The following is a 23,316-nucleotide window of genomic DNA, read 5'->3' on the forward strand; positions in this document are numbered from 1 at the left end:
CTTCAGCCGACGGTCGCGGCTGCCGTCTGGAGCGCCTCGACCGCCGCGCGGATGGACGGGCGGCGGTCGGCGTCGGCGCGCCAGACGACGTAGACGTGCCGGCGGACCCGTTGCTTCAGGGGGACGGTGACGACTCCGGCGGGCATCGGATTGCGGCCCAGGAGAGGGGCGATGCAGACGCCCAACCCGGCGGCGACCAGCCCCAGTTGGGTGTGTGTTTCGGCGGCTCGGTGGCCGATGATCGGTTCGATGCCGCGGGAGCGCAGGGTGAACATCAGCCACTCGTGGCAGAACTCGCCCTCGGCCCAGGTGATCCACTCGTCGTCGGCGAACTCCCCGAGATCCACCTCGTCACGTCCGGCCAGCGGATGGCCGGACGGCATCGCCACGTCGGCGGGGTCGTCCAGGATCGGCGCCTTGACGAGGCCGTCGGGCAGGGGCATCGGCTTGTTGTACCAGTCGAGGACGACGGCGAGGTCGAGGTCGCCGCGTACGACGCCCGCGATGCCGCTCTCCGGCTCCTGTTCCGTGGAGCGGACGCGCAGGGCGGGGTGGCGGGCGCGCAGGTCGGCGAGCGCGGCGGGGAACAGGCCGCGGGCGGCGGTCGGGAACGCGGAGAGCCTCAACTCGCCGACGACCTGCCCGCGTTGGGCCTCCAGGTCGGCCTGGGCCAGCTCCACCTGGGAGAGGATGCGGCCCGCGTGCTCCGCGAGCAGCCGCCCGGCGTCGGTGAGCCGTACCCCCCGCCCGTTCTTGGCGAGGAGCTGCTGCCCCACCTCCCGCTCCAGCTTGGACATCTGCTGCGACACGGCCGAGGTCGTCACATGCAGCCCTTCGGCCGCGCCGCTGACCGAGCCGTGCCGGGCGAGGGCGTCCAGGGTGCGGAGGCGCTCCAGATTCAACATGTAAGCGATACTACGAGATAGCTGGCGCGAAATCTCGCTTGTGCTACGAGGTCGAGACCAGGATCTTGGTAACCATGAGCACAGTCAGCACCGCCGCGACCACCGCCGACGCCGCCCTGGAGCAGGCCGGGGACACCACCACGCCCCTCCCCCGCCGCGCCCTCGACTGGCGGCTGCGCTTCGGGGCGCTCTCCCTCATCTGGGGCTTCAGCTTCCTGCTCATCAAGGTGGGCACACACGGTTACGCGCCCTTCCAAGTCACGTTCGGGCGGCTGCTGTTCGGGACGGCGGTGCTCGCGGCGGCGATGGCGGTGAAGCGGGAGCGGCTGGCGCGCGGCGCGCGCACGTGGGCCCACCTGGCGGTCGCCGCGTTCCTGCTCAACGCCCTGCCGTTCTCCCTCTTCGCCTACGCCGAGCTGACGATCCCGTCCACGCTCGCGGGCATCTGCAACGCGACCTCGCCGCTGTGGGGCATGGCCCTCTCCCTGGTCGCCCTCTCCGAGGACCGCCCGACCCGCGTCCGCGTCGCCGGTCTCGGCCTCGGCTTCCTGGGCGTCCTCACGGTCCTCGGCGCGTGGCAGGGCTTCAGCGGCCTGGACGCCACGGGCACGGCGCTGGCCCTGCTGGCCTCGCTCAGCTACCCGATCGGCTGGATCTACGTCCGCCGCACACTGGCGGGCACCGGCGCCTCGCATCTCTCGCTGACGGGCGCCCAGTTGCTGCTGGCCACACTCCAACTGGCCGTGATCACCCCGCTGTTCACGTCCGCACCGGCCCACTTCCCTCTCCTCCCCCTGCTGGCGATCGCCGCGCTGGGCGCCCTGGGCACGGGTCTCGCCGTCCTCCTCCAGTACGGCCTGGTCGCCGAAGTCGGCCCCACCACCGCCCAGATGGTCACGTACTTCATCCCGGTCATCGCCACGGCGGCGGGCGTCGCGATCCTGGGCGAGTCGCTGACCTGGTCGACGCCGGTCGGGGCGGTGATCGTGCTGGCGGGGGCGGCGCTCACGCAGGTGCGGCCGAGGGGGAAGCGGTAACGGACGCGGCGCGGACGAGGGGCCGTAAGCGCCCTCGAAGCGTCAGACGTAACCGCGGACCGGCGCCGGACCACTCGCGGAAGCGATCGCCTCCGCCAGCGGGCCGGTCTCGTCGGCCGTCAGCGTCGAGACGGTGACGCGGATACCCGGGGGTGCGCCCAGGCGGAAGCGGGCGCCCGGGGCCACGGCCCAGCCGGCGTGGAGGAGGCGGGAGACCGCGCCGGTCTCGTCCGGTACCGGGATCCACACGTTGAGGCCGCTGGTGCCATGGGCCGCGACCCCGCGTTCGGCGAGCGCGGCGATCAGCGCGTCGCGGCGGGCGCCGTACGCGGCCGCCACCGCCGGTGTGTCCACCGCGCCGTCGGACCACAGTCGGGCCACGGCCCGCTGGGTGATGCGGCTGGCCCAGCCCGGGCCCAGCCGTTGGCGGCCGCGGACGCGGTCGAGGGTGACGGCGTCGCCGGTGAGCACGGCGAGCCGCAGGTCGGGGCCGTAGGCCTTGGCGACCGAGCGGACGAAGGCCCAGGTGCGGGTGGTGCCGGCCAGGGGGTGCAGGGACTGGTTGACGATGCCGTGGCCGTGGTCGTCCTCGATCAGCAGGGTCTCGGGGTGACGGCGGAGCACGGAACGCAACGCACGCGCGCGCGTGGCGCTCACCACGGCTCCGGTGGGGTTCTGCGCCCTGTCGGTGACGATCAGGGCCCGCGCGCCGGACTCCAGCGCGGCGCGCACGTCGTCGGGGAGCGGTCCCTCGTCGTCGACGCGGACGGGGGTCACGCGCAGCCCCAGCGCCGGTACGAGGTCGAGCAGGCTGCCCCACCCCGGGTCTTCCACGGCGACGGTGTCTCCGGGCTTCAGATGGGCGGCCAGGACGCGTTCGATGGCGTCCAGCGAGCCGGAGGCTACGGCCACGGGACCGGCCGGCACTCCGTCCGCGTCCAGCTCGGCCCGGGCGATGCGGGCCAGCTCCGGTTCGACCGGGTCGTCGCCGTACATGACGGGTTCCCGGTCGGACTGTTCGGCGGCGAAGGTGAACGCCCGTACCAAGGAAGGCAGTTGTGCCGGATCCGGGTTGCCGTGCGAGACGTCGCGCACCCCCGCCGGCACGTCCACCCGGATGTGCTCGCGTCCTGTCGTGGCCGGCTTGGGCCGCACCCGGCTGCCCCGGCGCCCGGCGGTCTCGATGACCCCGCGCTCCCGCAGCGTCCGGTACGCGGCCGCGACCGTGTTCGGGTTCACCCCCAGCTCGACCGCCAACTCCCGCATGGGCGGCAGCAGTTGCCCGGGCTCCAGCTCTCCCGAACCCACCGCGCGCTCGACGTCCGCGGCAATGTCTGCTGCGCGTCGCCCTTCGATCCGATATCCTCCTAGCACAAAACACACTATGCACTAGTGCAATACAGATGGCAATCGGAAGCCAGCCACCAGACACAACCAACGCCCCGGACACCGAACCGCAGAGCAATGGAGAGCACCATGCAGGGGACCGCCTCGCAGCCGACGTCACCGTCCGCCGCCTACACGCCGACCGACCGGACCGTCCCCACGCGCTCCGCGGACCGGGCGTCGTACGACAAGGACCTCGTCCACGCGATACTCGACCAGGCCTACGTCTGCCACCTCGGCTTCGTGCGCGACGGCATGCCGGTCGTGCTGCCGACGCTGTACGGGCGGGTCGGCGAGCGGCTGTACGTGCACGGGTCGACGGGCGCGCGCCCGCTGCGGATGACGGGGCAGGCCGACCCGGGGCTGCCGGTGTGCCTGACGGTCACCCACGTCGACGGCCTGGTCCTGGCCCGTTCCGCGTTCCACCACTCGATCAACTACCGCTCCGTGGTGGTGCACGGCATCGCCCACCAGGTGACGGATCCCGAGGAGAAGCGGACGGCGCTGGACGCGCTGGTCGACCACGTCGTGCCGGGCCGGTCGGCGGACTCGCGGCCCGCCAACAAGAAGGAACTCGCCGCCACCATGGTGATCCGCCTCGACCTCGACGAGGTCTCCGCCAAGCTCCGCACCGGCGGCGCGAACGACGACCCCGAGGACCTGGACCTCCCCCACTGGGCCGGAGTGGTGCCGCTCTCCCCCGCCTACGGAGCCCCGCTCCCGAACGACGACCTGGCCCCCGGCACCGAACTCCCCTCCTACCTGGCCGCGTTGTAATGCTCATCCACCCCTGGGACGCACCCCAGGACGACACGGAGTGGCAACACTGGCTCGCAGCCCATGACTTCGGCCAGTTGGCCGTCAACGGCCCTTCCGGTGAACCCCCGTTCGTCCAGCCCCTCCACTTCGCCTACGACCCGGAGCGCGGCGAGGCGATCACCCATCTCGCCCGCCCCAACCCCCTGTTGCGCGCACTGGCGGCAGATCCGCAAGTGATCCTCAGCGTCGTCGACGACTACGTCTACGTCCCCGGCCCCTGGCAGGCGGAACCGGACGGCCCGCCCGAGCACGGCGTACCGACCAGCTTCTACGCGGCGGTCCAACTCCGGTGCACCGCCCACCTGGTGGACGACCCCGCCGAGACGGCGACCCTGCTCAACCGCCAGGTCGACCACTTCCAGCCCGAGGGCGGCTCCTCTCCGGTCGCCGCGGGCGAGGCGCCGTACGGACGGCTGTTGTCCGGTATCCGGGTGGTACGGCTCGAAGTGACCGGCGTACGGGCGAAGTTCAAGTACGCGAACCATCGCGCGACCGAGGTCCAGGACCGTATCGCGACGGGACTCGTGGAGCGGGGCGGCCCTCGGGACGCGGTGGCCCGGGAGCATTTGCTACGGCGGCGGAGCGAGGGCTGAGAAGCGGAACTCCCGTCACACAAGGGCTTGTTCGTCGGTGGCCGCCCCGCGCGCCTCCGTCACCGCGAGGCCCGCTACCGAGGCGAGCATCAGCAGGGTGCCGGCCAGGGTCGTGGGGGTCAGCGGTTCGCCGAGCAGGACGACGGCGAGGACGGCCGCGCTCACCGGTTCGAGGAGCATGATCACGGAGACCGTGGCGGACCGCACGACGGCCGCGGCCACGAAGTAGAGCGTGTAGGCGAGGGCTGTCGGGACCGTCATATTCGCCGATGTCACAGGGGGCCGGGCTGTCTCGTCTCGGGGGTGTAGCCACTGACGAGTACAGCCCACGGAGGGCACACCATGGACGCACGACTGAACTACCTCTCCAGCCCGATCGCCGGCAAGGCCGCCAAGCAGTTCATGGCGGTGGGCAGGACGCTCAAGGGGTCGGCGCTGCCGGCCCTGACGCAGGAGCTGGTGGCGCTGCGCGTGAGCCAGATCAACGGCTGCGCCATCTGCATCGACATGCACACCAAGGAGGCCGGCGCGGCGGGCGAGACCTCGGTGCGGCTGAACCTGGTCGCGGCCTGGCGGGAGGCCACGGTCTTCACCGAGGCGGAGCGGGCCGCGCTGGAGTTGGCCGAGGAGGGGACCCGGGTCGCGGACGCATCGGGTGGGGTGAGCGACGAGGTGTGGGCGCACGCCGCCAAGCACTACGACGACGAGCAGCTCACCACGCTGGTCATCCTGGTCTCCTTCATGAACTCGGTGAACCGGCTGAACATCATCACCCGGCAACCGTGCGCGGGCGACTATGAGCCCGGCCTGTTCGGCTGAGCGAAACAACTACCGGCAGGGGAAGGGGATTCGGCGTGAGCAAGGTCGAGGAGTTCGAGGAGCTGCGGCCGCTGCTGTTCTCGATCGCCTATCGGATTCTGGGCAGTGTGGGCGAGGCCGAGGACGCGGTGCAGGAGACCTGGCTGCGGTTCGACGGCACGGCCACCCGGCCCACGTCGACCAAGGCCTTCCTGTCGGCCACGGTGACGCGGATCGCGATCGACGTGCTGCGTTCCGCTCGGGTACGGCGGGAGGAGTACGTCGGCCCCTGGTTCCCCGAGCCGCTGCTGAGCGACCCGTACCAGGATCCCGCGCGGTCGGTGGAGCTGGCCGACTCGGTGTCGATGGCGGCCCTTCTGCTGCTGGAGCAACTCAGCCCGCTGGAGCGGGCGGTGTTCGTGCTGCGGGAGGTGTTCGCCTTCGGCTTCGACGAGATCGCCACGACCGTGGGGCGATCGGAGTCGGCGTGCCGGCAGTTGCTGGTACGGGCACGGCGGCACATGGCCGACCGGCGTCCCCGGTTCGCCGCGGACCGGCAGGAGCGGGAGGAGCTGGCGACCCGGTTCTTCGACGCGTTGAGGGACGGCGACGTGGGCGGACTGCGTGAACTGCTCGCCGCCGACGTGCAGTTCGTCGGTGACGGCGGCGGGAAGGCCCCCCAACTGGCCAAGGCCGTCGCCGGGGCGGAGAACGTGGCCCGGGTGCTGGGCACGGTCTTCCCCTGGCTGATCCGCATCGACGTGTCGTGCGAACCGCACGAGGTCAACGGCCAGCCCGGCGCGCTCTTCCGCGACCGCGACGGGAAGGTGCTCCACACCCTGGCCCTCGACGTGCTCGACGGCCGGATCCAGACCATCCGCGCGGTGATCAACCCCGACAAGCTCGGCCACATCGGCCCGGTCGCCGACGCCTGGGCAGTCGACCGCGAACTGAGGCAGGCACGCCGCCGGCCGAGCTGACGGGTGGGGGCGCTGGAAGCTGGGGGTAAAACTAACCGCTGTCCACCCCCGTGACCGGTTAGAAATAACCCCAGCCTGCGGAGGGGGCGGGTCCGGCGAGCGGGTGGCGCGACGGCAGACGGTGGGACGAGTTGTCGTACGGCGGTCAGGCAGTTGTCTCCCGGGCGGCCGGCTCGCGTTCCGGGCCGCCGCCGGCCACCGGTTCCCCGGAGCTCTTCGTGGGTGCGGAGGACTGTGCGATGAAGGCGCCCAGCAGGACGACCGCTCCCCCGGCGATCTGCGGCGCTGAGAGGTGTTCGCCGAGCAGGATCCAGGCCAGGACGGTCGCGATGACCGCTTCGAGGCAGGCCACGACGCCCGCGACCTGCGGGGAGAGGCGGCGGACGGAGACGACTCCGGTGACGTACGCCAGAACCGTGGCGATCAGGACGATCCAGGCGAGCAGGAAGGCGGCCGGGACCGGGGTGCCGTTCATGTGGGCGTCGCCCGCGAGGATCGACCAGTCCATGGTCCACGGGCGGGCCACAGCGGTCAGCACGAGGGCGCCGACGAGCAGGCCGTAGGCGATCACGCCGAGCGGGTCGGGGGCCTCGTCGCCGGCGTCGCCGCCCTGGTCGGACAGGACGAAGTAGCCGACCTGACAGCAGGCCGCAGCGAGCGCGAGCAGCAGTCCCACGGCGTCGAAGCTCAGGCCCGCCCACACCTCGACGACACAGGCGAGCCCGCCGGCCGCGAGGACGACGCCGAGCGCGGCGGCACGGGTGACCGGCCGCCGCTGCACGAACCGCACCCAGCCGAGCACGAGGGCGGGTGCGAGGTACTCCACGAGCAGGGCGACGCCGACGGGTATACGGGAGATCGCGGCGAAGTAGCAGGCCTGGACACCGGCCACGGCGAGCAGCCCGAACCCGAGGAGCAGCGCGGGACGGCTCCGTACGAGCGCCCGGTGCCGTACGGCGAGGGGCAGCATCACGAGGGCCGCGCCGGCCACCCGCAGCCACACCACGTGCAGCGGGTCGAGCCCCGCCTCGATCAACGGCTTCGCCGCGACCCCGGACCCCCCGAAGGCCAACGCGGACCCGAGCGCCAGGCCCAGCCCGACACCCTTGCCACCGCCACCTCCGGCCGCACTGCTCTCAGACGTATGCACGGGCACATGATGACAGGGGATGACAGGACCGTCACCCCCGTTGACACCTGTCTCACGGCGTGGACTTTCAGGGCGTCGCCCCGACCAGTCCCCCGACCCGTCCCCTGACTCACACCGCCGGCCCGTTCAGCAGCCCGTCTCGGCGCCCCTGACGTACTCCCCCGAGCGGCCCTCGATCCAGATCAGCACCTCGGGGGACTCGATGCCCGCACGGTGGAGGACCTCGACGGCGCGGGCCTCCGGGTCCGCGACGATCGCGGCAAGGAGGTCGATGCCGCAGGCCAGGTCGCCGTCGCGGAGCTCGGCGCGCTCGCAGGCGTACTCCAGGGCCCCGGCGGCCAGCGGCGACCAGCCCTCCGCCGCGGGGATCACGGGGATCGCGCCGGAGTCCTCGACCGCGCCCTGCCAGCGGAGGCCGTAGCCGATGCTGCGCTGGACGAGGTAGCCGAGGAGCCGGGCGATCTGCGGGCCGTCGCCGAAGACGGCGCGTGCGTCGGGGTCCGATTCCAGGAGGCTGTGCAGCAGGTGGGCCGTGTCGATCTGGCGGTCCCCGTCCCGCAGGGCCCGGCGGCGCGCACCGGCGACCACCGCTGCCAGCTCTGCACTGAGTCTGGCATCGTTGTCCGCGCGGTGGATTCCTTGCTCGCGGGCCGACTGCCTGGGGATCCGGGGTTGCACACTCTTACCCCATCAGTCCCCCGCATTGAGGGCATCCCCGGAGGGTTGCATTTCGGCGTCCCACGCAAAGTGGACCCGGGCCGACGGAATCTCCTCCTTACGGATGAGATCACGGGCCACAACCCCGAGAGGCGCGCGCCTCCCCGCCGCGCGCCCCGTGCGCAACCGAGCTGCACCCGGCGTACGTCTTTCGCGAACATGGAGAGCAGGTGCTGGCTGGTGGCACTGCCGGCGGTCGACGGCAGGCAGTACGTGTACCGGGTGTACGCCCCGGAGGACGCACTGCTCGCCGACCTGTTCTGGGACGCGTGGCACTGCCACGACGAAAGCACCCACCCGCGCGCGTGGGACCTGTTCGACGCGGCGGAGATACGACGGGTGAGCTGAACGCGGCAAGTCGGCGCAGGTACACAATTTCTGACGGTTCATCAGTATTGAATGTTGCGCGCCCTGCGGCTACGTTCCGCGACACGGTAGCCCGATACGAAGAGGTGGTCGCATGGCCGAAATCAGCGCGGAGGCACGCATCGAGGCCCCGGCCGAGAAGGTGTGGACTCAACTCACGGACTGGTCCGCGTACGGCGAGTGGAACGCGACCCACACCAACTTCCCCAAGGGCGGCCCGGAAGTCCTCGAAGTCGGCGGGACCTTCCAGGAGAACATGAAGCTGATGGGCTTCCCGGCCGAGGTCGAGTGGACCATCGAGGAGGTCGAACCGGCCCGGGTGTTCGCCATCCGCGGCAAGGGTCCGATGGCCGTGAACGTCGCCACGCGCTACACGCTCACGCCCGACGGCGACGCCACGACGGTCCGGATCGACGGCGAGTTCACGGGTGCGGCTGTGTCGCTGATGGCGGGCAAGCTGAAGGACTCGGGTACGGCTGCCCTGAACGAGTCGCTGCGCAAACTGGCCGGGCTGGTGGCCTGAGGAACGCGCCGGGGCACCGCAGGAACGGAACGCGCACAGGGAAGGCGCCCCACGGAAGTTCCGTGAGGCGCCTTGGCCTGCCACCTCTTCCGACCCCGAGGACATCAGTCCTCGTCGGCCAGAATCAGGTACAGCTTCTTGCGGGCGTCGTTGATGACGGTCAGCGCCTTCTCGCGCTGCTCCTTGCTGCCGGTCTTCCAGACCTGGCCGAAGGCCTCCATCAGACCGAAGCCGGCCTGGCGGATCTCACTGAGGGCCTCCCAGTCGACCCCGCGGGAAGCCTCTTCCCAGGGGGCGTCCGGGCCCTCTTCGGCCGCGGTACGGCCGGCCTCGGTGAGGGCGAACAGCTTCTTGCCGCCCTCCGACTCACTGACGATCAGGCCCTCGTCCTCCAGCAGCTGCAGGGTGGGGTAGACCGAGCCGGGGCTCGGCTTCCACGCGCCGCCGCTGCGCTCGGCGATCTCCTGGATCATCTCGTAGCCGTGCATCGGCCGGTCCTTGAGAAGCGCCAGGATCGACGCGCGTACGTCACCGCGCCGCGCCCTGCCGCCCCTCGGGCCGCCGCGCCCTCGTCCGCCCCAGGGGCCGGGACCGAAGCCCGGTCCGAAGCCGGGGCCTCCGGGACCACCAGGTCCACCGGGCCCGAAGGGACCGAAAGCCCCACGCCGCCCGTCAGGGCCACCCCGGCCGCGCCGGGAGGGTCCGTCCTGTCCATGTCCACGCTCGTATCCGTGGGTACGCATCGCAATCACTCCATTCCATCGTTGATCTGTCGCGATGCGTCAACGATATATCGGAACTGTTCGGATGACAACCCCCTTCCGACAGCCTGGTCCGAGAGTCCGGTCCGACGGCCCCGTCCGCCCCCTTCTCACGACGCCCCCTAGAGTCACCGGCGTGACCGAGCAGCCGCCTTCCTACCTCGCCGCGATCCGGGAGTCGTACGACACCGTCGCCGCCGCCTACGTCCAACTCGTCAAGGAACCGGGCGAGTTGGACCCGCTGCCCCGCGCGATGCTGGCCGCGTTCGCCGAGACCGTGCGGGCGGCCGACCTAGGGCCGGTGGCTGATCTGGGGTGCGGGCCCGGCAAGATCACGGCCTATGTGGCGGGCCTGGGGGTGCCTGTCTTCGGCGTCGACCTCTCCCCGAGGATGATCGAGCTGGCCCGCCGCGCCCACCCGGACCTGACCTTCACCGTGGGCTCGATGACGGCACCGCCGATCGGGGACGGCGAGCTCGGCGGCATCCTCGCCCACTACTCCACGCATCACACGCCGCCCGACCAACTCCCCGTCATCTTCGGCGAGTTCCACCGCACACTGGCCCCCGGCGGCCACCTGATGCTGGCCGGACACGTCGGAGAGGGCCAACTCCTGCGTCCCACACAGGCGTACGGCGGCCATCCCGTGTCCTACGAGTCCCACCTGCTCCCGCCGGACCGGATCGCCGGGCTGCTCGCCCAGGCCGGACTCGTCCTCATCGCGCACCTGATCCTGGAACCGGCCGAGGGGGCGAAGCGGACCCACGCCGCCTTCCTGGCCCGGAAACCGGAACACCCCTCGCCGTCGTAGCGGCCCCGAATCGGTCCAGTCCCCCCGGATTGGCCTTGGCTCGCGGCTCCACGCTGCGCCTAGCGTCGAGCCATGCGGATTCGAATCGTCGACGCCTTCACCGACCGTCCCTTCGCCGGTAACCCGGCCGGGGTGCTGCTCCTCGACGCCTTCCCGGCCGACGACCGGCTTCAGAAGATCGCGGCGGAGGTGAATCACGCGGAGACGGCGTTCGCGCACCGGCTGCCCGAAGGCGGGGACGCCGACTGGGCGTTGCGGTGGTTCACGCCGGCGACCGAGGTCGCGATGTGCGGGCACGCGACCCTCGCCACGGCCCATGTGCTGCACACCACCGGCGCCCACGAAGGGACCGTGCGGTTCGCCACGCGGAGCGGGGTGCTCGTCGCCACGCCGGCCGAGGACGGGTCGATCACGCTCGACTTCCCGACCGCCCCGCTCACCCCCGAGACAGTTCCGGACGGCGTCGCCGAGGCTCTTGGGGCGGAGACGCTCCGCACCGCGTTCGACACCGGCCCGAACATCGGCGACCTCGTCGTCGAACTCGCCGACGCGAAGACCGTCGTAGGACTCGCGCCGGATCTCAAGGCGCTTGCCGCCGCCTCCGAGCGCGGCATCATCGCCACCGCCCGGGCCGAAGACCCCGGCCGGGGCTACGACTTCGTGTCCCGCTGCTTCTTCCCGAACATCGGGATCGACGAGGACCCGGTCACCGGCAGCGCGCACACGGCGCTGGCTCCCTACTGGTCCGAGCGTCTCGGCGGCACGGTCCTCACCGGGCTACAGGCCTCGCCCCGCTCGGGGCGCGTCCGTACCGAACTCCGGGGCGACCGAACCCTGTTGACCGGACGCGCGGTCACGGTCATCGACGGCGAGCTGCTCGCCTGAGCCTCAAGCCGCAAACCTCAAGCCTCAAGTGGCCTGCCCCGCACGGGACTTACGCCGTCGGCAGCCAGCCCACCTTCCCCGCCAGCAGTGCGTAGCCGACGAACGCCCCGATGTCGAGCAGGGAATGCGCCACCACCAGGGGACCCACGCGACCCCAACGCCGGTACAGGTACACGAACACCACGCCCATCACCATGTTGCCGACGAAGCCGCCGATGCCCTGGTAGAGGTGGTAGCTACCGCGCAGTACGGAACTGGCCACCAGCGCGGTGCCGGGCGTCCAGCCCAACTGGCCGAGGCGGCGCAGGAGATAGCCCACCACGATCACTTCTTCGAGGATCGCGTTCTGCATCGCGGAGAGGATCAGGACCGGGTACTTCCACCAGACGTCGGGCAGCGCCTCCGGCACCACCGTGAGGTTGAAGCCGAGGCCGCGGGCGGACAGGTAGAAAGCGATGCCGGTGCTGCCGATGACCGCCGCGATCGCAGCCCCACGGCCCAGGTCGGGCCAGGGGCGGGTGCGGTCGAAGCCGATCGTGCGCAGGCTCTCGCCCTCCCTCAGGAGGAAGTGCGCGACGAGCGCGACGGGGACGAGTGCCGAGGCGATCCCGAACAACTGCCAGGCGAGATCCAGCCACGGACGGCCCGGCGCGGCCGAGGCGTTGAGGGTGGCCGCCTGGTCCTTGAGACCTCCCGGTTTCGTGACCGATCCGACAAAACTGATCAGGGCTGACACACCGCTCGCACCGAGCGAAAGCCCCAGAACGAGCAGTGCCTCGGACCGGAGAATCCGCCGTGTGGGCCGCTCCAGCGGAAAAGATTCGGCCACCTGCCCTGCCTCCACCTGCACACCTGCCTTCAGTTCGGAAATCCCGCCTCATGCCCATCTTCGCCCCGCTAGGGTCTCGAAAGAACTTACGAAGATCGTGCGTGACAGGCCGTTGGGGGGACGGACGCGATTCGGGGCGTACCTCCCCCATGTCTGCCATACGGCCGCATACCGGCACGTGGTTCAACAGGGAGGGGCATCACCGTCATGGGACGTCACAGCTTGCCCGATCAGTACGGGGCGGGCGGCAGCGACCCCCGTCCTCGCGCGCGCCGCCGTACGGTGGCCATCGCCACGGTGCTCGTGCTGACCGTCGCCGGCGGTACCGCCGTGGCGGTGCAGAGCGGGTTGCTCTCCTTCGGTTCCTCCTGCCGGAAGGACGCGGTGCGGCTGAGAATCGCCGCCTCCCCCGACCTGACTCCCGCTCTGCGCGCGGCGGCCGGACAGGCGCGCGACGAGGGCATCACGTCCGACGGGCAGTGTCTGAACATCTCGGTGACCGCCCAGGAGTCGTACAAGTTCGCGGACACGCTCAAGGCGGGCAAGCACCCGGACGCGCAGGTGTGGGTGCCCGACTCGGAGCTGTGGGTGAACGAGGTCTCGTCGGCCGCCGACAGCGACGCCACGGAGGTCACTCCCGCGGGCAACGTGGCGTCGACACCGGTCGGGGTGGCGATGGTCCCGGCCGCCGCGAAGTCGCTCGGGTGGCCGCAGAAGACGTACAGCTGGCTGGACCTGGCCGGTGCCACCCTGACGGACGACTCGCTGCGGCTGGGCGCGGCCGACCCGGCGCGCAGCGCGACGGGGCTGCTGGCGCTCACGCAGCTGAGTACGGCCGCCGCGAAGGTCAAGGGCGGGGCCACGCAGGCGGCGGCGATGATGAAGACGCTGTCTCAGCGGACCTCGGACACCGACAGCCAGGTCCTGGACACCTTGCCGCGCAACGCGTCCGGCACCGAGCAGGGCAACCCGAAGCGCAACCAGGCACTGGTCCTCAGCGAGCAGTCGGCGTTCGCGTACAACGCGTCGGCCGACGGCGACGGGAGTCTCGACCTGTTCTATCCGAAGGACGGCTCCCCGCGGCTCGACTATCCGTACAACCTGGTCGACCAGGAACGGCTGACCACGGACCAGAGCCGGGCCGCGATCCGGTTCATCACGTATCTGAGCCAGCCGGCGCAGCAGAAGCTCATGGAGAAGTACGGCTTCCGCACGGATGACGATGCCGCGCCGAAGGACGTGGTCGCGAAGGCCGGTGGCAGCAGTCCGCAGCCGTACGCCGTGGCGGCGGCCGAGCCCGCCTCCGACGCGGCGCTCCAAGAGGCCCTGGGCACCTGGACGATCACGGTGCAGAGCGCGCGGATCACCACGGTCGTCGACGCGTCCGGCTCGATGGCGGAGACGGTGCCGGGAACCGGGCAGTCGCGGATGGACGTCACGAAGGCCTCGCTGCTGCAGGCGCTGGCCACGTTCACGCCCGAGGACGAGATCGGGCTGTGGGAGTTCTCGACGAAGCTCGACGGCGACAAGGACTACCGCGTGCTCGTACCGACCGAACGGCTCGGCGACCACAAGGGCGACGGCACCCAACGGGACGCCCTGTCAGCGGCGTTCGGCTCGCTGAAGCCGGTGCCGAACGGCGCGACCGGGCTCTACGACACCACGCTCGCCGCGTACAAGGCGGCCACGTCCTCTTACGCGAAGGGGAAGTTCAACGCGCTGGTCATCCTGACCGACGGGGTCAACCAGGACCCGGGCAGCATCTCCCGCTCCACGCTCATCAACCAGTTGCGGCAACTCGCCAGCCCTGAGCGGCCGGTGCCGCTCATCATGATCGGGGTGGGTCCGGAGGCCGACAAGGAGGAGGCCCGGCAGATCGCCGAGGCCACCGGCGGCTCGGGCCACGAGGTGACCGACCCGGCCCAGATCCAGTCGGTGATCCTCCAGGCCATCGTGGCGGCGGGCGCGTCGGGCGCATCGGCCAACGCGGGCTGACACAGCGGCAGTTCACCCCACCCCCACACCCCACCCCCACACCTCACCCCAGCGGCACCGGCTCCGGCAGCCCCACCGGCCATGTGTGCACCGGCTCCCCGAGGTGCATCAACTCGCTGTAGCGGCGGGTCGTCGCGGCCAGCGCGGCCTCCCGGGTGAGCCCCTGTTCCAGCGCGCGGTGGAACGTGGCGGACTGCCAGGTCGCGCCATTCGCGCGACGGCGGCAGCGCTCGTCGATCACACCCAAGTACAGGTCCCGGTCTGCCGGTTCGACCCCCCACGCGTCCAGGCCGGCCTCAGCGAGGGGCAGCAGTTCGTCGCGTACGAGGGCCACCGCGTCGATCTCGGTGGTGCCGCCGAGGCGTCCGCGCCGGGGCCAGAGCAGGCGGGCGTCGATGCCGTGGCGGCACGCGGTGTCGAAGTTGGCGGCGGCGGCCTCGAAGGGCAACCGGGTCCACACCGGCCGCGACTCCTCGGCGAGGGCGCGCACGACGCCGTAGTAGAACGCGGTGTTGGCGATGACGTCGGTGACCGTGGGGCCGGCCGGCAGGACGCGGTTCTCGACGCGCAGATGCGGGACGCCGTCGGCGATGCCGTAGACCGGGCGGTTCCAGCGGTACACCGTGCCGTTGTGCAGGACGAGTTCGGCGAGGGTGGGGATGCCGCCCGCGTCGAGGACGTCGAGGGGTTCCTCGTCGTCGTGGATCGGGAGCAGGGGCGGGAAGTAGCGCAGGTTCTCCTCGAAGAGGTCGTACGCCGACGTGACCCAGCGCTCGCCGAACCAGGTGCGGGGGCGGACGCCCTGGGCCTGGAGTTCTGGCGGGCGGGTGTCGGTGGCCTGCTGGAAGAGCGGGGGCCGGGACTCGTGCCACAGCTCACGGCCGAACAGGAAGGGCGAGTTGGCGCCCACGGCGACCTGTACGGCGGCGACGGCCTGGGCCGCGTTCCACACGTCGGCGAAGCGGTCCGGGGTGACCTGGAGGTGCAGCTGCACGGAGGTGCAGGCGGCTTCGGGCGCGATGGAGCCCGAGGTACAGGTGAGGTGCTCGACGCCGTCGATGTCGAGGACGAAGTCCTCGCCGCGGGCGGCCACGATCTGGTCGTTGAGCAGGGTGTACCGGTCGACCGCGGAGAGGTTCGAGGAGACCAGGTCGTCCCGGTCGAGCGTCGGCAGAATGCCGATCATCAGTATTCCGGCGTCGACCTCGCCCGCTTTCCGATGGGCATATGCCAGTGACGTACGGATCTCCTCGGCAAGCCGGTCGAATACCCGGCCCTCCAATCGGTGTGGGGCAATGTTGACTTCCAGATTGAACATGGCGAGTTCTGTTTGGAAATCTCGGCTCGCGATGCGTTCCAGCACCTCGCCATTCAGCATTCTCGGCATGCCGTCGGAGCCGACGAGGTTGAGTTCGATCTCCAGCCCCATGAGGTTCTTGGGACGGTCGAACCGCTTCTCGGCCAGCAGCCGCTCCAGTCCCGTCAGACAGCGCCGCAGCTTGGCGCGGTAGCGCTGACGGTCGGCGAGCTCGAACGATCCTCCCGAAACGACCTTCTCCCCCACGATGCGTCACCTCCTCGTCCCACTCGTCCCCGGGTCAGGAAGGATGATGCCCAGACCTGGCGATCGATAACGTCCCCGGACCGGCCCGGCGCCCGCTACTCTGGTCGAACGTGACCCGCGGCACATTCACGAGGCATGCGGCAGCGAGCAGTTCCCGCACAATGAGAACCTCGTGAAAAACGCCGACGAGAATTGGCCGACCCCATCGGTGCCATATCCCGAGGTCATCGCCGTAGGGCCCGTTCGGAACCGGGATGATTCCCGTGAATCGCTGGCCTAATAGGTCCTTGTTGTTCATACGGGAAACGGTTAGACGAAACATCGTCTGAACCCGTGTCGTATAAACTCCGCGAACAAGGCAGAAGGTTGGCGCCCCGGTCCTGGAACCTGCCGTCTAGGTGACGTGCGGCAGGCCGTACCCATGTTCACGGAACCCGGCCCGGCCTCCCTGACCCCGAGAGCTGACAGCGCCGTCCGCCCCCGCCCCGCCCTCGCGCCATCAGTGCCTGTCGAATGAGAGGCGACCCACCATGCCGCTGCATGTCCCCCCGGCTCCCGCGCCCGCCCTGCGCTCCGTTCTCACGGCACTCGGTTCCCCCACCGCGGTCCGCGAGGCCAAGACCCCGTCCCTGCGCGCGGCCCAGGGCCCGGCGACACCCGAACTCCCTCTGCCCCTGCATCTGTTGGACCGCGTGTCCGCGGACGGGACGGCCGTCACCCGGCTGGCCGGATGGCGTTTCCTGATCCGCTGCGGGGACCGCGCGGTCGCCGCGGCCGAGACCATGCTGACCCCCGACGGCTGGGCGTTCTCGCACTTCTTCGAGGGCCCCTACATCGCCTCCACCGAGCGGGCGCTGCGCCAGGCCGAGAACATGAAGGCCGCCTACCAGCCGCGCCTCCTCTCCGTGCCCGGCCTCTACATGCTCACGCTCTGGCTGCACGGCGACCTCACCGAGGACGGCGCCGGCGGCCACCCCGTCGCGTCCGATCTGCTGGTCCCGCTGGCCCCGGCACCGCCCGGCATCGCGGCCCATCGTCCGCACCGGGTCGCCGAGTTGCTGCCGATGCTGACCCATCGGGTGACTCCGGCGCCACTGCTCGGTTCTCCCGCCTGACTTTCCCCCGCCGTCACCCCCGTACCCCGCCGCCGAATTCCCGGCAGCGGGGTACGATCGCGTTTCCGGCCCTTTCACGCTCGTAACGCTCGTCCGAGCACGAAAAAGCTCGTACGAGCTGGGAATTGGGATGAACCGTCCGCGCGGGTGATGCGTCATCAACCTGTGAGAAGCGGTGCTGCTAAATCCCTGCGGATTGACGTCCATGGGGCAACACTGGGTTCGGACCGACTCAACACCACGGGGGACGGACATGACCACAACAGAGCGAGAGATCCCACCAATGTGCAAGCACCAGCCACCGTGTCCCACAGCCGAATCCGCCGACCGGGAATCCGCCCGCCTCATGGCGCACCACCCGGAACAGGGCTGGAGCCTGCTGTGCAACGGCGTTCTCCTGTTCGAGGACACCGGTGAGCTCCTGCCCGACGGGCAGATCATCGCCCCGCATCGCCAAGTGGTGACAGCCGCTTGAGCATTTCAGGGACATGAGGGGCCGGCCGCACACATGAGGTGCGCACCGGCCCCGACGCATTTCCGGGGTCGGTCACCCCGCGTAGTCGGCCGCTATCGGAGTGCCTCCTGGTAGTCGAACCAGTCGAAGGCCGCTTCCCCCTCAGTGACGTACATTCCGATCACCCGTCCGGTGAATCCCCCCGCCACTTGCGTGGACAGATAGCGTCCGTCCAACTCGGCCAGTTCTACGGCGCCTTCGGGACCCTCCACGGAAAAGGTGAGGATGTCGGGGGCGCGTGTGTCGCCGTCGGTCGCGGCGATGTCGACGGTCAGCGTGACCGGCCCCGGCTCCACCGGGTACTCGGCGACCCGCTGCCCTACAGGGCCGATCCGCGCGACCACGCTCACCACTCCCCCGGCGACCTCGATGTCGTAGTGATGCGCCTCGTCCATGCGGACGGAGAGGCCGGCGCGGCCGGAGCCGGGGTCGATCCGGGTGGAGGCGCGGCAGTCGGGGTGCTGCTGCCTGCGGGCGAAGAACGCGGGGCCGGACTTCGCGTCGAGGGTCAGCCAGCCTGGGCGCTCGGTCAGTGACCAGCTATGGTCCGGCCTGCTGCGCGGGGAGATCCAGGAGTGGGCGAGGGTCGGGGCGTCGAAGTCGTCGCGTACCGGCGGGAGTTCGACGGGGTGCCAGGCCTCCGGTGCCGGGTGCTGTTCCCGTACCGGGCCGACCCGGGGCCAGCCGTCCGCCCACTCCACCGGGGTCAGGAACGTCTCGCGGCCGAGCACGTGGAAGCTGGGGAACCAGCCCCGCGGCCGGGTGCCGAGCAGCACCATCCACCAGGTGCCGTCGGGGGCGGTGACCAGGTCGGCGTGGCCGGTGCTCTGGATGGGGAGGGCGGTGCTGCGGTGGGAGAGGATCGGGTTCGCGGGGGCCGGTTCGTAAGGACCGCGCGGGGAGCGGGCGCGGGCGACGGAGACGCTGTGGCCGTCCGCGGTGCCGCCCTCGGCGATCATCAGGTACCACCAGTCGCCGACGCGGTAGAGATGCGGGGCCTCCGGGTGCTGGAGTCCGGTACCGGACCAGATCGGGAGCGGGCCCTCCAGGACCTTGCCGGTCGCCGGGTCGATGCGGGACACCGTCACCCCGGCGACGGCGCACCAGCAGTTGCCGTCCTCGTCCCAGGCCAGGTCGGGGTCGATGCCGGGCACGTCGACGAGCACGGGGTCCGACCAAGGGCCCTCGGGGCGGTCGGCGGTGACGAGGAAGGTGCCCTTGCCGCGCACGTCGGTGGTGATCAGGTAGAAGCGGCCGTCGTGGTGGCGGAGGGTGGGGGCGTAGATGCCGGCCGAGGCGGGGGTGTCGTCCGGCAGGTTCAACTGCCCTGGCCGGTCAAGGACGTTGCCGATCTGACGCCAGTGCACCAGGTCCCGGCTGTGGAAGAGCGGGACCCCGGGGAAGTACTCGAAGCTGGAGCACGCGAGGTAGTAGTCCTCGCCGACCCGGCACACGCTGGGATCGGGGTGGAAGCCGCCGATGACCGGGTTGTCGTAGGTCCGCATGTGTCCCCGCCCCTCCGTACCGCCCGTACTCGAAAGTTTCGGACCGTATGTCGAATATTACGGAGCCGGACTGTAGGTGGAACCTTCGGCGGGGGCAAGGGCGGGTGCGGGGGCGAGGTGGAGGCTGAGGACCATCGTGAGGCCGCCGCCCGGGGTGTCCTCGGCGCTCAGCGTGCCGCCGAGGGCCTCGGTGAAGCCGCGGGCGACCGCGAGGCCGAGGCCGACTCCGGCGCCGCGCGGGGCGTCGCCGTAGCGCTGGAAGGGTTCGAAGATGCGGTTCTTGGCCTCGTCGGGGACGCCGGGGCCGCGGTCGACGACCCGGATCTCGACGCGGTCGGCGATGGCACTCGCCTTGACCAGTACGGGAGTTCGCTCCGGGCTGTACTTCACCGCGTTCTCGACGATGTTGGCGACGGCGCGTTCCAGCAGGCCCTTGTCGACGGGGACCATGGGCAGGCTCTCGGGGATGTCGAGTTCGACGCTGTCCTCGGGGACTCCGCCCAGCGCCATCGGGATCACCTCGTCGAGGTCCGCCTCGCGGATGATCGGGGTGACCGTGCCGGTCTGGAGGCGGGACATGTCGAGGAGGTTCCCGACGAGGTTGTCGAGGCGGTCGGCGCCGTCCTCGATGCCGGCCAGCAACTCGGCCTGGTCCTCGTCCGACCAGGCCACGTCCTCGGAGCGAAGCGAGGACACCGCCGCCTTGATGCCGGCGAGCGGGGTGCGCAGGTCGTGGCTCACGGCCGCCAGGAGTGCCGTGCGGATGCGGTTGCCTTCCGCCAACGCCCTTGCCTGGTCCGCCTCTTCGCGGAGGCGGCGGCGGTCCAGGACCACGGCGGCCTGCGCGGCGAAGGCGGCCAGGACGCGGCGGTCCTCGGCCGGCAGGACGCGGCCGGAGAGGGCGAGGGCCATGTGGTCGCCGACCGGTACGTCGACGTCCGCGTCCTCCGGGTTCTGGCAGGGGCGGGGGCCCACGCTGCCCGCGCAGGTCCAGGGTTCGACGTCGCTCGCGCGCTCCAGCAGGGCGGCGGACTCCATGCCGAAGGTCTCCCGGACGCGTTCCAGGAGCGCCTCCAGGCTGGTCTCGCCGCGCAGTACGTTGCCCGCGAGGTAGGAGAGGATCTCCGACTCGGCGCGCAGCCGGGCCGCTTGGTGGGTGCGACGGGCCGCCAAGTCCACCACCGACGCGACCGACACCGCCACGGCCACGAAGATCGCGATGGCGACGATGTTCTTGGGGTCGGCGATGGTGAAGGTGTGCACGGGCGGGGTGAAGTACCAGTTCAGGAGCAGCGATCCGACCGCCGCCGAGGCCAGTGCCGGGAAGAGTCCGCCGAGCAGGGCCGCCGCCACCGTCAGGCTCAGGTACAGCAACATGTCGTTGGCCAGGCCGACTTCGGGGGCGACACCGCTCAACAGCCAGGTCAGCAGCAGAGGTCCGCCGATTCCGGCCAGCCAGCCCCAGACGATCCGGGCGCGCCCGAGCCGCGTGCCCCGGTTCACGGGCAGTCCGCGGCCCTTGCCCGCCTCGTCGTGGGTGATCAGGTGGACGTCGAGATCGGGGCCGGACTCGCGGGCGACCGTCGAGCCGACGCCGGGCCCGAAGACGTACTGCCAACCCTTGCGGCGGGAGACGCCGAGGACGATCTGGGTGGCGTTGACCCCGCGTGCGAAGTCCAGCAGTGCCGCCGGTATGTCCTCGCCGACGACGTGGTGGAAGGTTCCGCCCAAGTCCTCGACCAGGGTGCGCTGTTGGGCCAGTTCCTTCGGGGAGGCGGAGGTCAGTCCGTCGCTGCGGGAGATGTAGACCGCCAACACCTCACCGCCCGCGCCCTTTTCGGCGAGGCGCGCGGCCCGGCGGATCAGCGTGCGACCCTCCGGACCACCCGTCAGGCCTACGACGATCCGCTCCCGCGAGCCCCAGATCGCCGAGACGCGGTGTTCGCTGCGGTACTCCTGGAGGTAGGCGTCGACCCGGTCGGCGAGCCAGAGCAGCGCCAACTCCCGTAGGGCGGTGAGGTTTCCGGGGCGGAAGTAGTTGGAGAGGGCCGCGTCGACCTTGTCCGGTTTGTAGATGTTGCCGTGGGCCATCCGGCGCCGTAGCGCGGGCGGTGACATGTCGACCAGCTCGATCTGGTCGGCGCGGCGCACGACCTCGTCCGGGACGGTCTCCTGCTGCCGTACACCCGTGATGGACTCGACGATGTCGCCCAGGGATTCCAGGTGTTGGATGTTGACGGTCGAGATCACGTCGATGCCCGCCGCCAGCAGCTCCTCGATGTCCTGCCAGCGCTTGGCGTTGCGGGAGCCGGGGATGTTGGTGTGGGGCAGTTCGTCGACGAGGGCGACTTCGGGGTGGCGGGCGAGGACCGCGTCGACGTCCATCTCGGTGAACGTCGTGTCCCGGTAGGCGAGTTCGCGGCGCGGGATCTCCTCCAGGCCGTGCAGCATCACCTCGGTGCGCGGTCTGCTGTGGTGTTCCACGAAGGCGACCACGCAGTCGGTGCCCCGCTCGATTCGCCGGTGCGCCTCGGACAGCATCGCGTACGTCTTGCCGACGCCCGGTGCCGCGCCGAGGTAGATCCGGAGCTTGCCGCGTCCCATGTCATCCTTCGAAGCGGTAGCCCATGCCGGGCTCGGTGATCAGATAGCGGGGGCTCGACGGGTCCCCCTCCAACTTCCTCCTCAACTGGGCCATGTAGACCCGGAGATAGTTGGTCTTGTGGCTCTGGGTCACCCCCCACACCTCCTGCAACAGGTACTTCTGCGTGATCAGGCGGCCGGGGTTGGTGACCAGGATCTCCAGCAGATGCCACTCGGTCGGGGTGAGCCGGATGTCGTGTCCGGCGCGGGTGGCCTTCTTGGCGAGCAGGTCGATGGTGAAGTCGTCGGTGGTGACGAGGGTGGTCGTCGGGGCGAGCGGCACGTCCTCGACGCGGCGGACGGCGGCCCGTAGCCGGGCGAGGAGTTCGTCCATGCTGAACGGCTTGGTGATGTAGTCGTCGGCGCCCGCGTCGAGGGCGGCGACCTTCTCGTCGGAGGCCTGCCGCGCCGACAGCACCAGGATCGGGACCCGGGTCCAGCCGCGCAGCGCCTTGATGACGTCGACGCCGTCCATGTCGGGCAGCCCGAGGTCGAGCATCACGACGTCCGGCTGCCGCGCGGCCGCGAGCCGCAGCGCGGTGGCGCCGTCGGGGGCCGCGTCCACGCCGTACTGCCGGGCCTGCATGTTGATCACGAGGGCCCGTACGAGCTGCGGGTCGTCCTCCACCACCAGCACCCGTGTCATGGGGGTGTGCCTTTCGTGTGGTCCCTGGCATGGCGGCGGGAGTCGGCGACGCCGGGATCCCTCCCGGGCCGCCGACTCCCCTGCCGGTCGTGTAACGCCATCAGCTCTTCGTCACAAGGGACTTGAGCGCGATGTTGAGCTCCAGCACGTTCACCGTCGGCTCGCCGATGAAACCGAGGGTGCGGCCGTCGGTGTGCTCGTCGACCAGCTTCTGCACCTGGGTGACGGACAGGCCGTTCTTCTCGGCGATGCGGTGGACCTGGAGGTCCGCGTACGCCGGGGAGATGTCCGGGTCGAGACCGGAGCCAGAGGACGTCACCGCGTCGGCGGGCACCTCGGACGCCTTGACCGTGTAGCCGGGCACCGAGTTGTCCTTGACGACGGCGGCCTTGGCGTCCTTCACCTGCTGGACGAGGACCTTGCTGTCGGCGGAGAGGTTGGTGGCGCCGGAGAGGATCAGCTTGTACTGGGTGTTGATCGAGTTCACACCCAGCCCGTTGGCCGGTCGGCCCTGGAACCACTTGAGGTCCGGGTCCGGGGTCTCCTGCCCCTTCTTCAACGGCAGGTTGTACGACTGCCCGATGAGGGACGAGCCGACGACCTTGCCGTCCGCCTTGATCTCCGAGCCGTTCGCCTTGCCGGGGAAGATCCCCTGGGCGATGCCGGTGACGACCAGCGGGTAGATGACACCGGTCACCAGGGTCAGCACGAGCAGGGCGCGCAGGCCCGCCCAGAGCAACCGGGCTGTGTTCGATACCGAGTTGTTCATGCCGA

23 protein-coding genes and 1 pseudogene are annotated in these 23,316 nt (G+C 70.6%); 12 read left to right on the forward strand and 12 right to left on the reverse strand.

Going from position 1 to position 23,316, the window contains the following annotated elements; all coding sequences use genetic code 11:
* Window positions 1-2: 2 nt before the first annotated feature.
* Complete coding sequence (locus OG496_RS12965) at window positions 3-905, reverse strand: LysR family transcriptional regulator (RefSeq protein ID WP_405970979.1); 903 nt, start codon at window positions 903-905, stop codon at window positions 3-5.
* A 74-nt stretch (window positions 906-979) separates the two neighbouring features.
* On the opposite strand from OG496_RS12965, the gene OG496_RS12970 reads away from it, so the two are divergent.
* On the forward strand, window positions 980-1,942 hold the full coding sequence (locus OG496_RS12970) for a DMT family transporter (protein ID WP_405970980.1): 963 nt from the start codon (window positions 980-982) through the stop codon (window positions 1,940-1,942).
* Window positions 1,943-1,984: 42 nt separating this feature from the next.
* Here the strand turns inward: OG496_RS12970 and OG496_RS12975 are convergent, their stop codons facing one another.
* Window positions 1,985-3,316, reverse strand: a complete 1,332-nt coding sequence (locus OG496_RS12975) for an aminotransferase class I/II-fold pyridoxal phosphate-dependent enzyme (RefSeq protein WP_405970981.1) — start codon at window positions 3,314-3,316, stop codon at window positions 1,985-1,987.
* Between the two features lie 102 nt (window positions 3,317-3,418).
* Here OG496_RS12975 and OG496_RS12980 point away from each other — a divergent pair, with 102 nt between their 5' ends.
* Window positions 3,419-4,105: a pyridoxamine 5'-phosphate oxidase family protein gene (locus tag OG496_RS12980; protein WP_399396479.1), complete on the forward strand. Its 687-nt coding sequence runs from the start codon at window positions 3,419-3,421 to the stop codon at window positions 4,103-4,105.
* Window positions 4,105-4,740 (forward strand): FMN-binding negative transcriptional regulator, encoded by a 636-nt coding sequence (locus tag OG496_RS12985; RefSeq protein WP_405970982.1) that lies wholly within the window; start codon window positions 4,105-4,107, stop codon window positions 4,738-4,740. The genes OG496_RS12980 and OG496_RS12985 overlap by 1 nt, the downstream gene beginning before the upstream one ends.
* A 15-nt stretch (window positions 4,741-4,755) precedes the next feature.
* On the opposite strand, the pseudogene OG496_RS12990 reads toward OG496_RS12985, so the two are convergent.
* Window positions 4,756-4,995, reverse strand: a pseudogene (locus tag OG496_RS12990) (EamA family transporter); the annotation flags it as partial.
* An 87-nt stretch (window positions 4,996-5,082) separates the two neighbouring features.
* Between OG496_RS12990 and OG496_RS12995 the strand changes: the two are divergent.
* Both OG496_RS12995 and OG496_RS13000 read left to right on the forward strand, forming a co-directional pair.
* Window positions 5,083-5,559, forward strand: a complete 477-nt coding sequence (locus OG496_RS12995) for a carboxymuconolactone decarboxylase family protein (RefSeq protein ID WP_405970983.1) — start codon at window positions 5,083-5,085, stop codon at window positions 5,557-5,559.
* Between the two features lie 35 nt (window positions 5,560-5,594).
* Window positions 5,595-6,518, forward strand: coding sequence for an RNA polymerase sigma-70 factor (locus OG496_RS13000; RefSeq protein WP_366497315.1), 924 nt, complete (start codon window positions 5,595-5,597; stop codon window positions 6,516-6,518).
* 145 nt (window positions 6,519-6,663) lie between these two features.
* Here OG496_RS13000 and OG496_RS13005 read toward each other — a convergent pair whose 3' ends face one another.
* Window positions 6,664-7,674 (reverse strand): EamA family transporter, encoded by a 1,011-nt coding sequence (locus OG496_RS13005; RefSeq protein ID WP_405970984.1) that lies wholly within the window; start codon window positions 7,672-7,674, stop codon window positions 6,664-6,666.
* A 120-nt stretch (window positions 7,675-7,794) separates the two neighbouring features.
* Complete coding sequence (locus OG496_RS13010) at window positions 7,795-8,346, reverse strand: Clp protease N-terminal domain-containing protein (RefSeq protein WP_366497317.1); 552 nt, start codon at window positions 8,344-8,346, stop codon at window positions 7,795-7,797.
* 219 nt (window positions 8,347-8,565) lie between these two features.
* Here OG496_RS13010 and OG496_RS13015 point away from each other — a divergent pair, with 219 nt between their 5' ends.
* Complete coding sequence (locus OG496_RS13015) at window positions 8,566-8,733, forward strand: hypothetical protein (RefSeq protein WP_366497318.1); 168 nt, start codon at window positions 8,566-8,568, stop codon at window positions 8,731-8,733.
* 112 nt (window positions 8,734-8,845) lie between these two features.
* Window positions 8,846-9,274, forward strand: coding sequence for an SRPBCC family protein (locus OG496_RS13020; protein ID WP_366497319.1), 429 nt, complete (start codon window positions 8,846-8,848; stop codon window positions 9,272-9,274).
* Between the two features lie 104 nt (window positions 9,275-9,378).
* Here the strand turns inward: OG496_RS13020 and OG496_RS13025 are convergent, their stop codons facing one another.
* On the reverse strand, window positions 9,379-10,017 hold the full coding sequence (locus OG496_RS13025; RefSeq protein ID WP_366497320.1) for a PadR family transcriptional regulator: 639 nt from the start codon (window positions 10,015-10,017) through the stop codon (window positions 9,379-9,381).
* A gap of 154 nt (window positions 10,018-10,171) precedes the next feature.
* Here OG496_RS13025 and OG496_RS13030 point away from each other — a divergent pair, with 154 nt between their 5' ends.
* Both OG496_RS13030 and OG496_RS13035 read left to right on the forward strand, forming a co-directional pair.
* Window positions 10,172-10,846, forward strand: coding sequence for a class I SAM-dependent methyltransferase (locus tag OG496_RS13030; RefSeq protein WP_405970985.1), 675 nt, complete (start codon window positions 10,172-10,174; stop codon window positions 10,844-10,846).
* 72 nt (window positions 10,847-10,918) lie between these two features.
* Window positions 10,919-11,731, forward strand: a complete 813-nt coding sequence (locus OG496_RS13035; protein ID WP_405970986.1) for a PhzF family phenazine biosynthesis protein — start codon at window positions 10,919-10,921, stop codon at window positions 11,729-11,731.
* A gap of 49 nt (window positions 11,732-11,780) precedes the next feature.
* On the opposite strand, the gene OG496_RS13040 is transcribed toward OG496_RS13035, so the two are convergent.
* Window positions 11,781-12,581, reverse strand: a complete 801-nt coding sequence (locus tag OG496_RS13040) for a CPBP family intramembrane glutamic endopeptidase (RefSeq protein WP_033283384.1) — start codon at window positions 12,579-12,581, stop codon at window positions 11,781-11,783.
* A gap of 186 nt (window positions 12,582-12,767) precedes the next feature.
* Here OG496_RS13040 and OG496_RS13045 point away from each other — a divergent pair, with 186 nt between their 5' ends.
* Window positions 12,768-14,555 carry a substrate-binding and VWA domain-containing protein gene (locus tag OG496_RS13045; protein ID WP_405970987.1) on the forward strand — a complete coding sequence of 596 codons (1,788 nt, stop codon included), beginning with the start codon at window positions 12,768-12,770 and terminating at the stop codon, window positions 14,553-14,555.
* 43 nt (window positions 14,556-14,598) lie between these two features.
* Here the strand turns inward: OG496_RS13045 and OG496_RS13050 are convergent, their stop codons facing one another.
* The gene (locus OG496_RS13050; RefSeq protein WP_405970988.1) at window positions 14,599-16,119 is read right to left on the reverse strand and encodes a glutamate-cysteine ligase family protein; all 1,521 of its coding nucleotides are present in this window, start codon (window positions 16,117-16,119) and stop codon (window positions 14,599-14,601) included.
* Window positions 16,120-16,649: 530 nt separating this feature from the next.
* On the opposite strand from OG496_RS13050, the gene OG496_RS13055 reads away from it, so the two are divergent.
* Window positions 16,650-17,234: a hypothetical protein gene (locus tag OG496_RS13055; protein WP_405970989.1), complete on the forward strand. Its 585-nt coding sequence runs from the start codon at window positions 16,650-16,652 to the stop codon at window positions 17,232-17,234.
* Between the two features lie 283 nt (window positions 17,235-17,517).
* The gene (locus OG496_RS13060) at window positions 17,518-17,709 is read left to right on the forward strand and encodes a DUF5999 family protein (protein WP_033283380.1); all 192 of its coding nucleotides are present in this window, start codon (window positions 17,518-17,520) and stop codon (window positions 17,707-17,709) included.
* Window positions 17,710-17,801: 92 nt separating this feature from the next.
* Here OG496_RS13060 and OG496_RS13065 read toward each other — a convergent pair whose 3' ends face one another.
* From OG496_RS13065 to OG496_RS13080, 4 genes are all read right to left on the reverse strand, one after another.
* A complete protein-coding gene (locus OG496_RS13065) occupies window positions 17,802-19,253 on the reverse strand; it encodes a glycoside hydrolase family 43 protein (RefSeq protein ID WP_405970990.1) in 1,452 nt (483 codons plus the stop codon).
* 57 nt (window positions 19,254-19,310) lie between these two features.
* Window positions 19,311-21,857, reverse strand: coding sequence for a DUF4118 domain-containing protein (locus OG496_RS13070; RefSeq protein ID WP_405970991.1), 2,547 nt, complete (start codon window positions 21,855-21,857; stop codon window positions 19,311-19,313).
* A gap of 1 nt (window position 21,858) precedes the next feature.
* On the reverse strand, window positions 21,859-22,542 hold the full coding sequence (locus tag OG496_RS13075) for a response regulator (RefSeq protein ID WP_405970992.1): 684 nt from the start codon (window positions 22,540-22,542) through the stop codon (window positions 21,859-21,861).
* Between the two features lie 100 nt (window positions 22,543-22,642).
* A complete protein-coding gene (locus OG496_RS13080) occupies window positions 22,643-23,311 on the reverse strand; it encodes a potassium-transporting ATPase subunit C (RefSeq protein WP_366497330.1) in 669 nt (222 codons plus the stop codon).
* Window positions 23,312-23,316: the final 5 nt, after the last annotated feature.

The sequence above is a fragment of the Streptomyces sp. NBC_00988 genome (assembly GCF_045162645.1).
Lineage (GTDB): Bacteria > Actinomycetota > Actinomycetes > Streptomycetales > Streptomycetaceae > Streptomyces.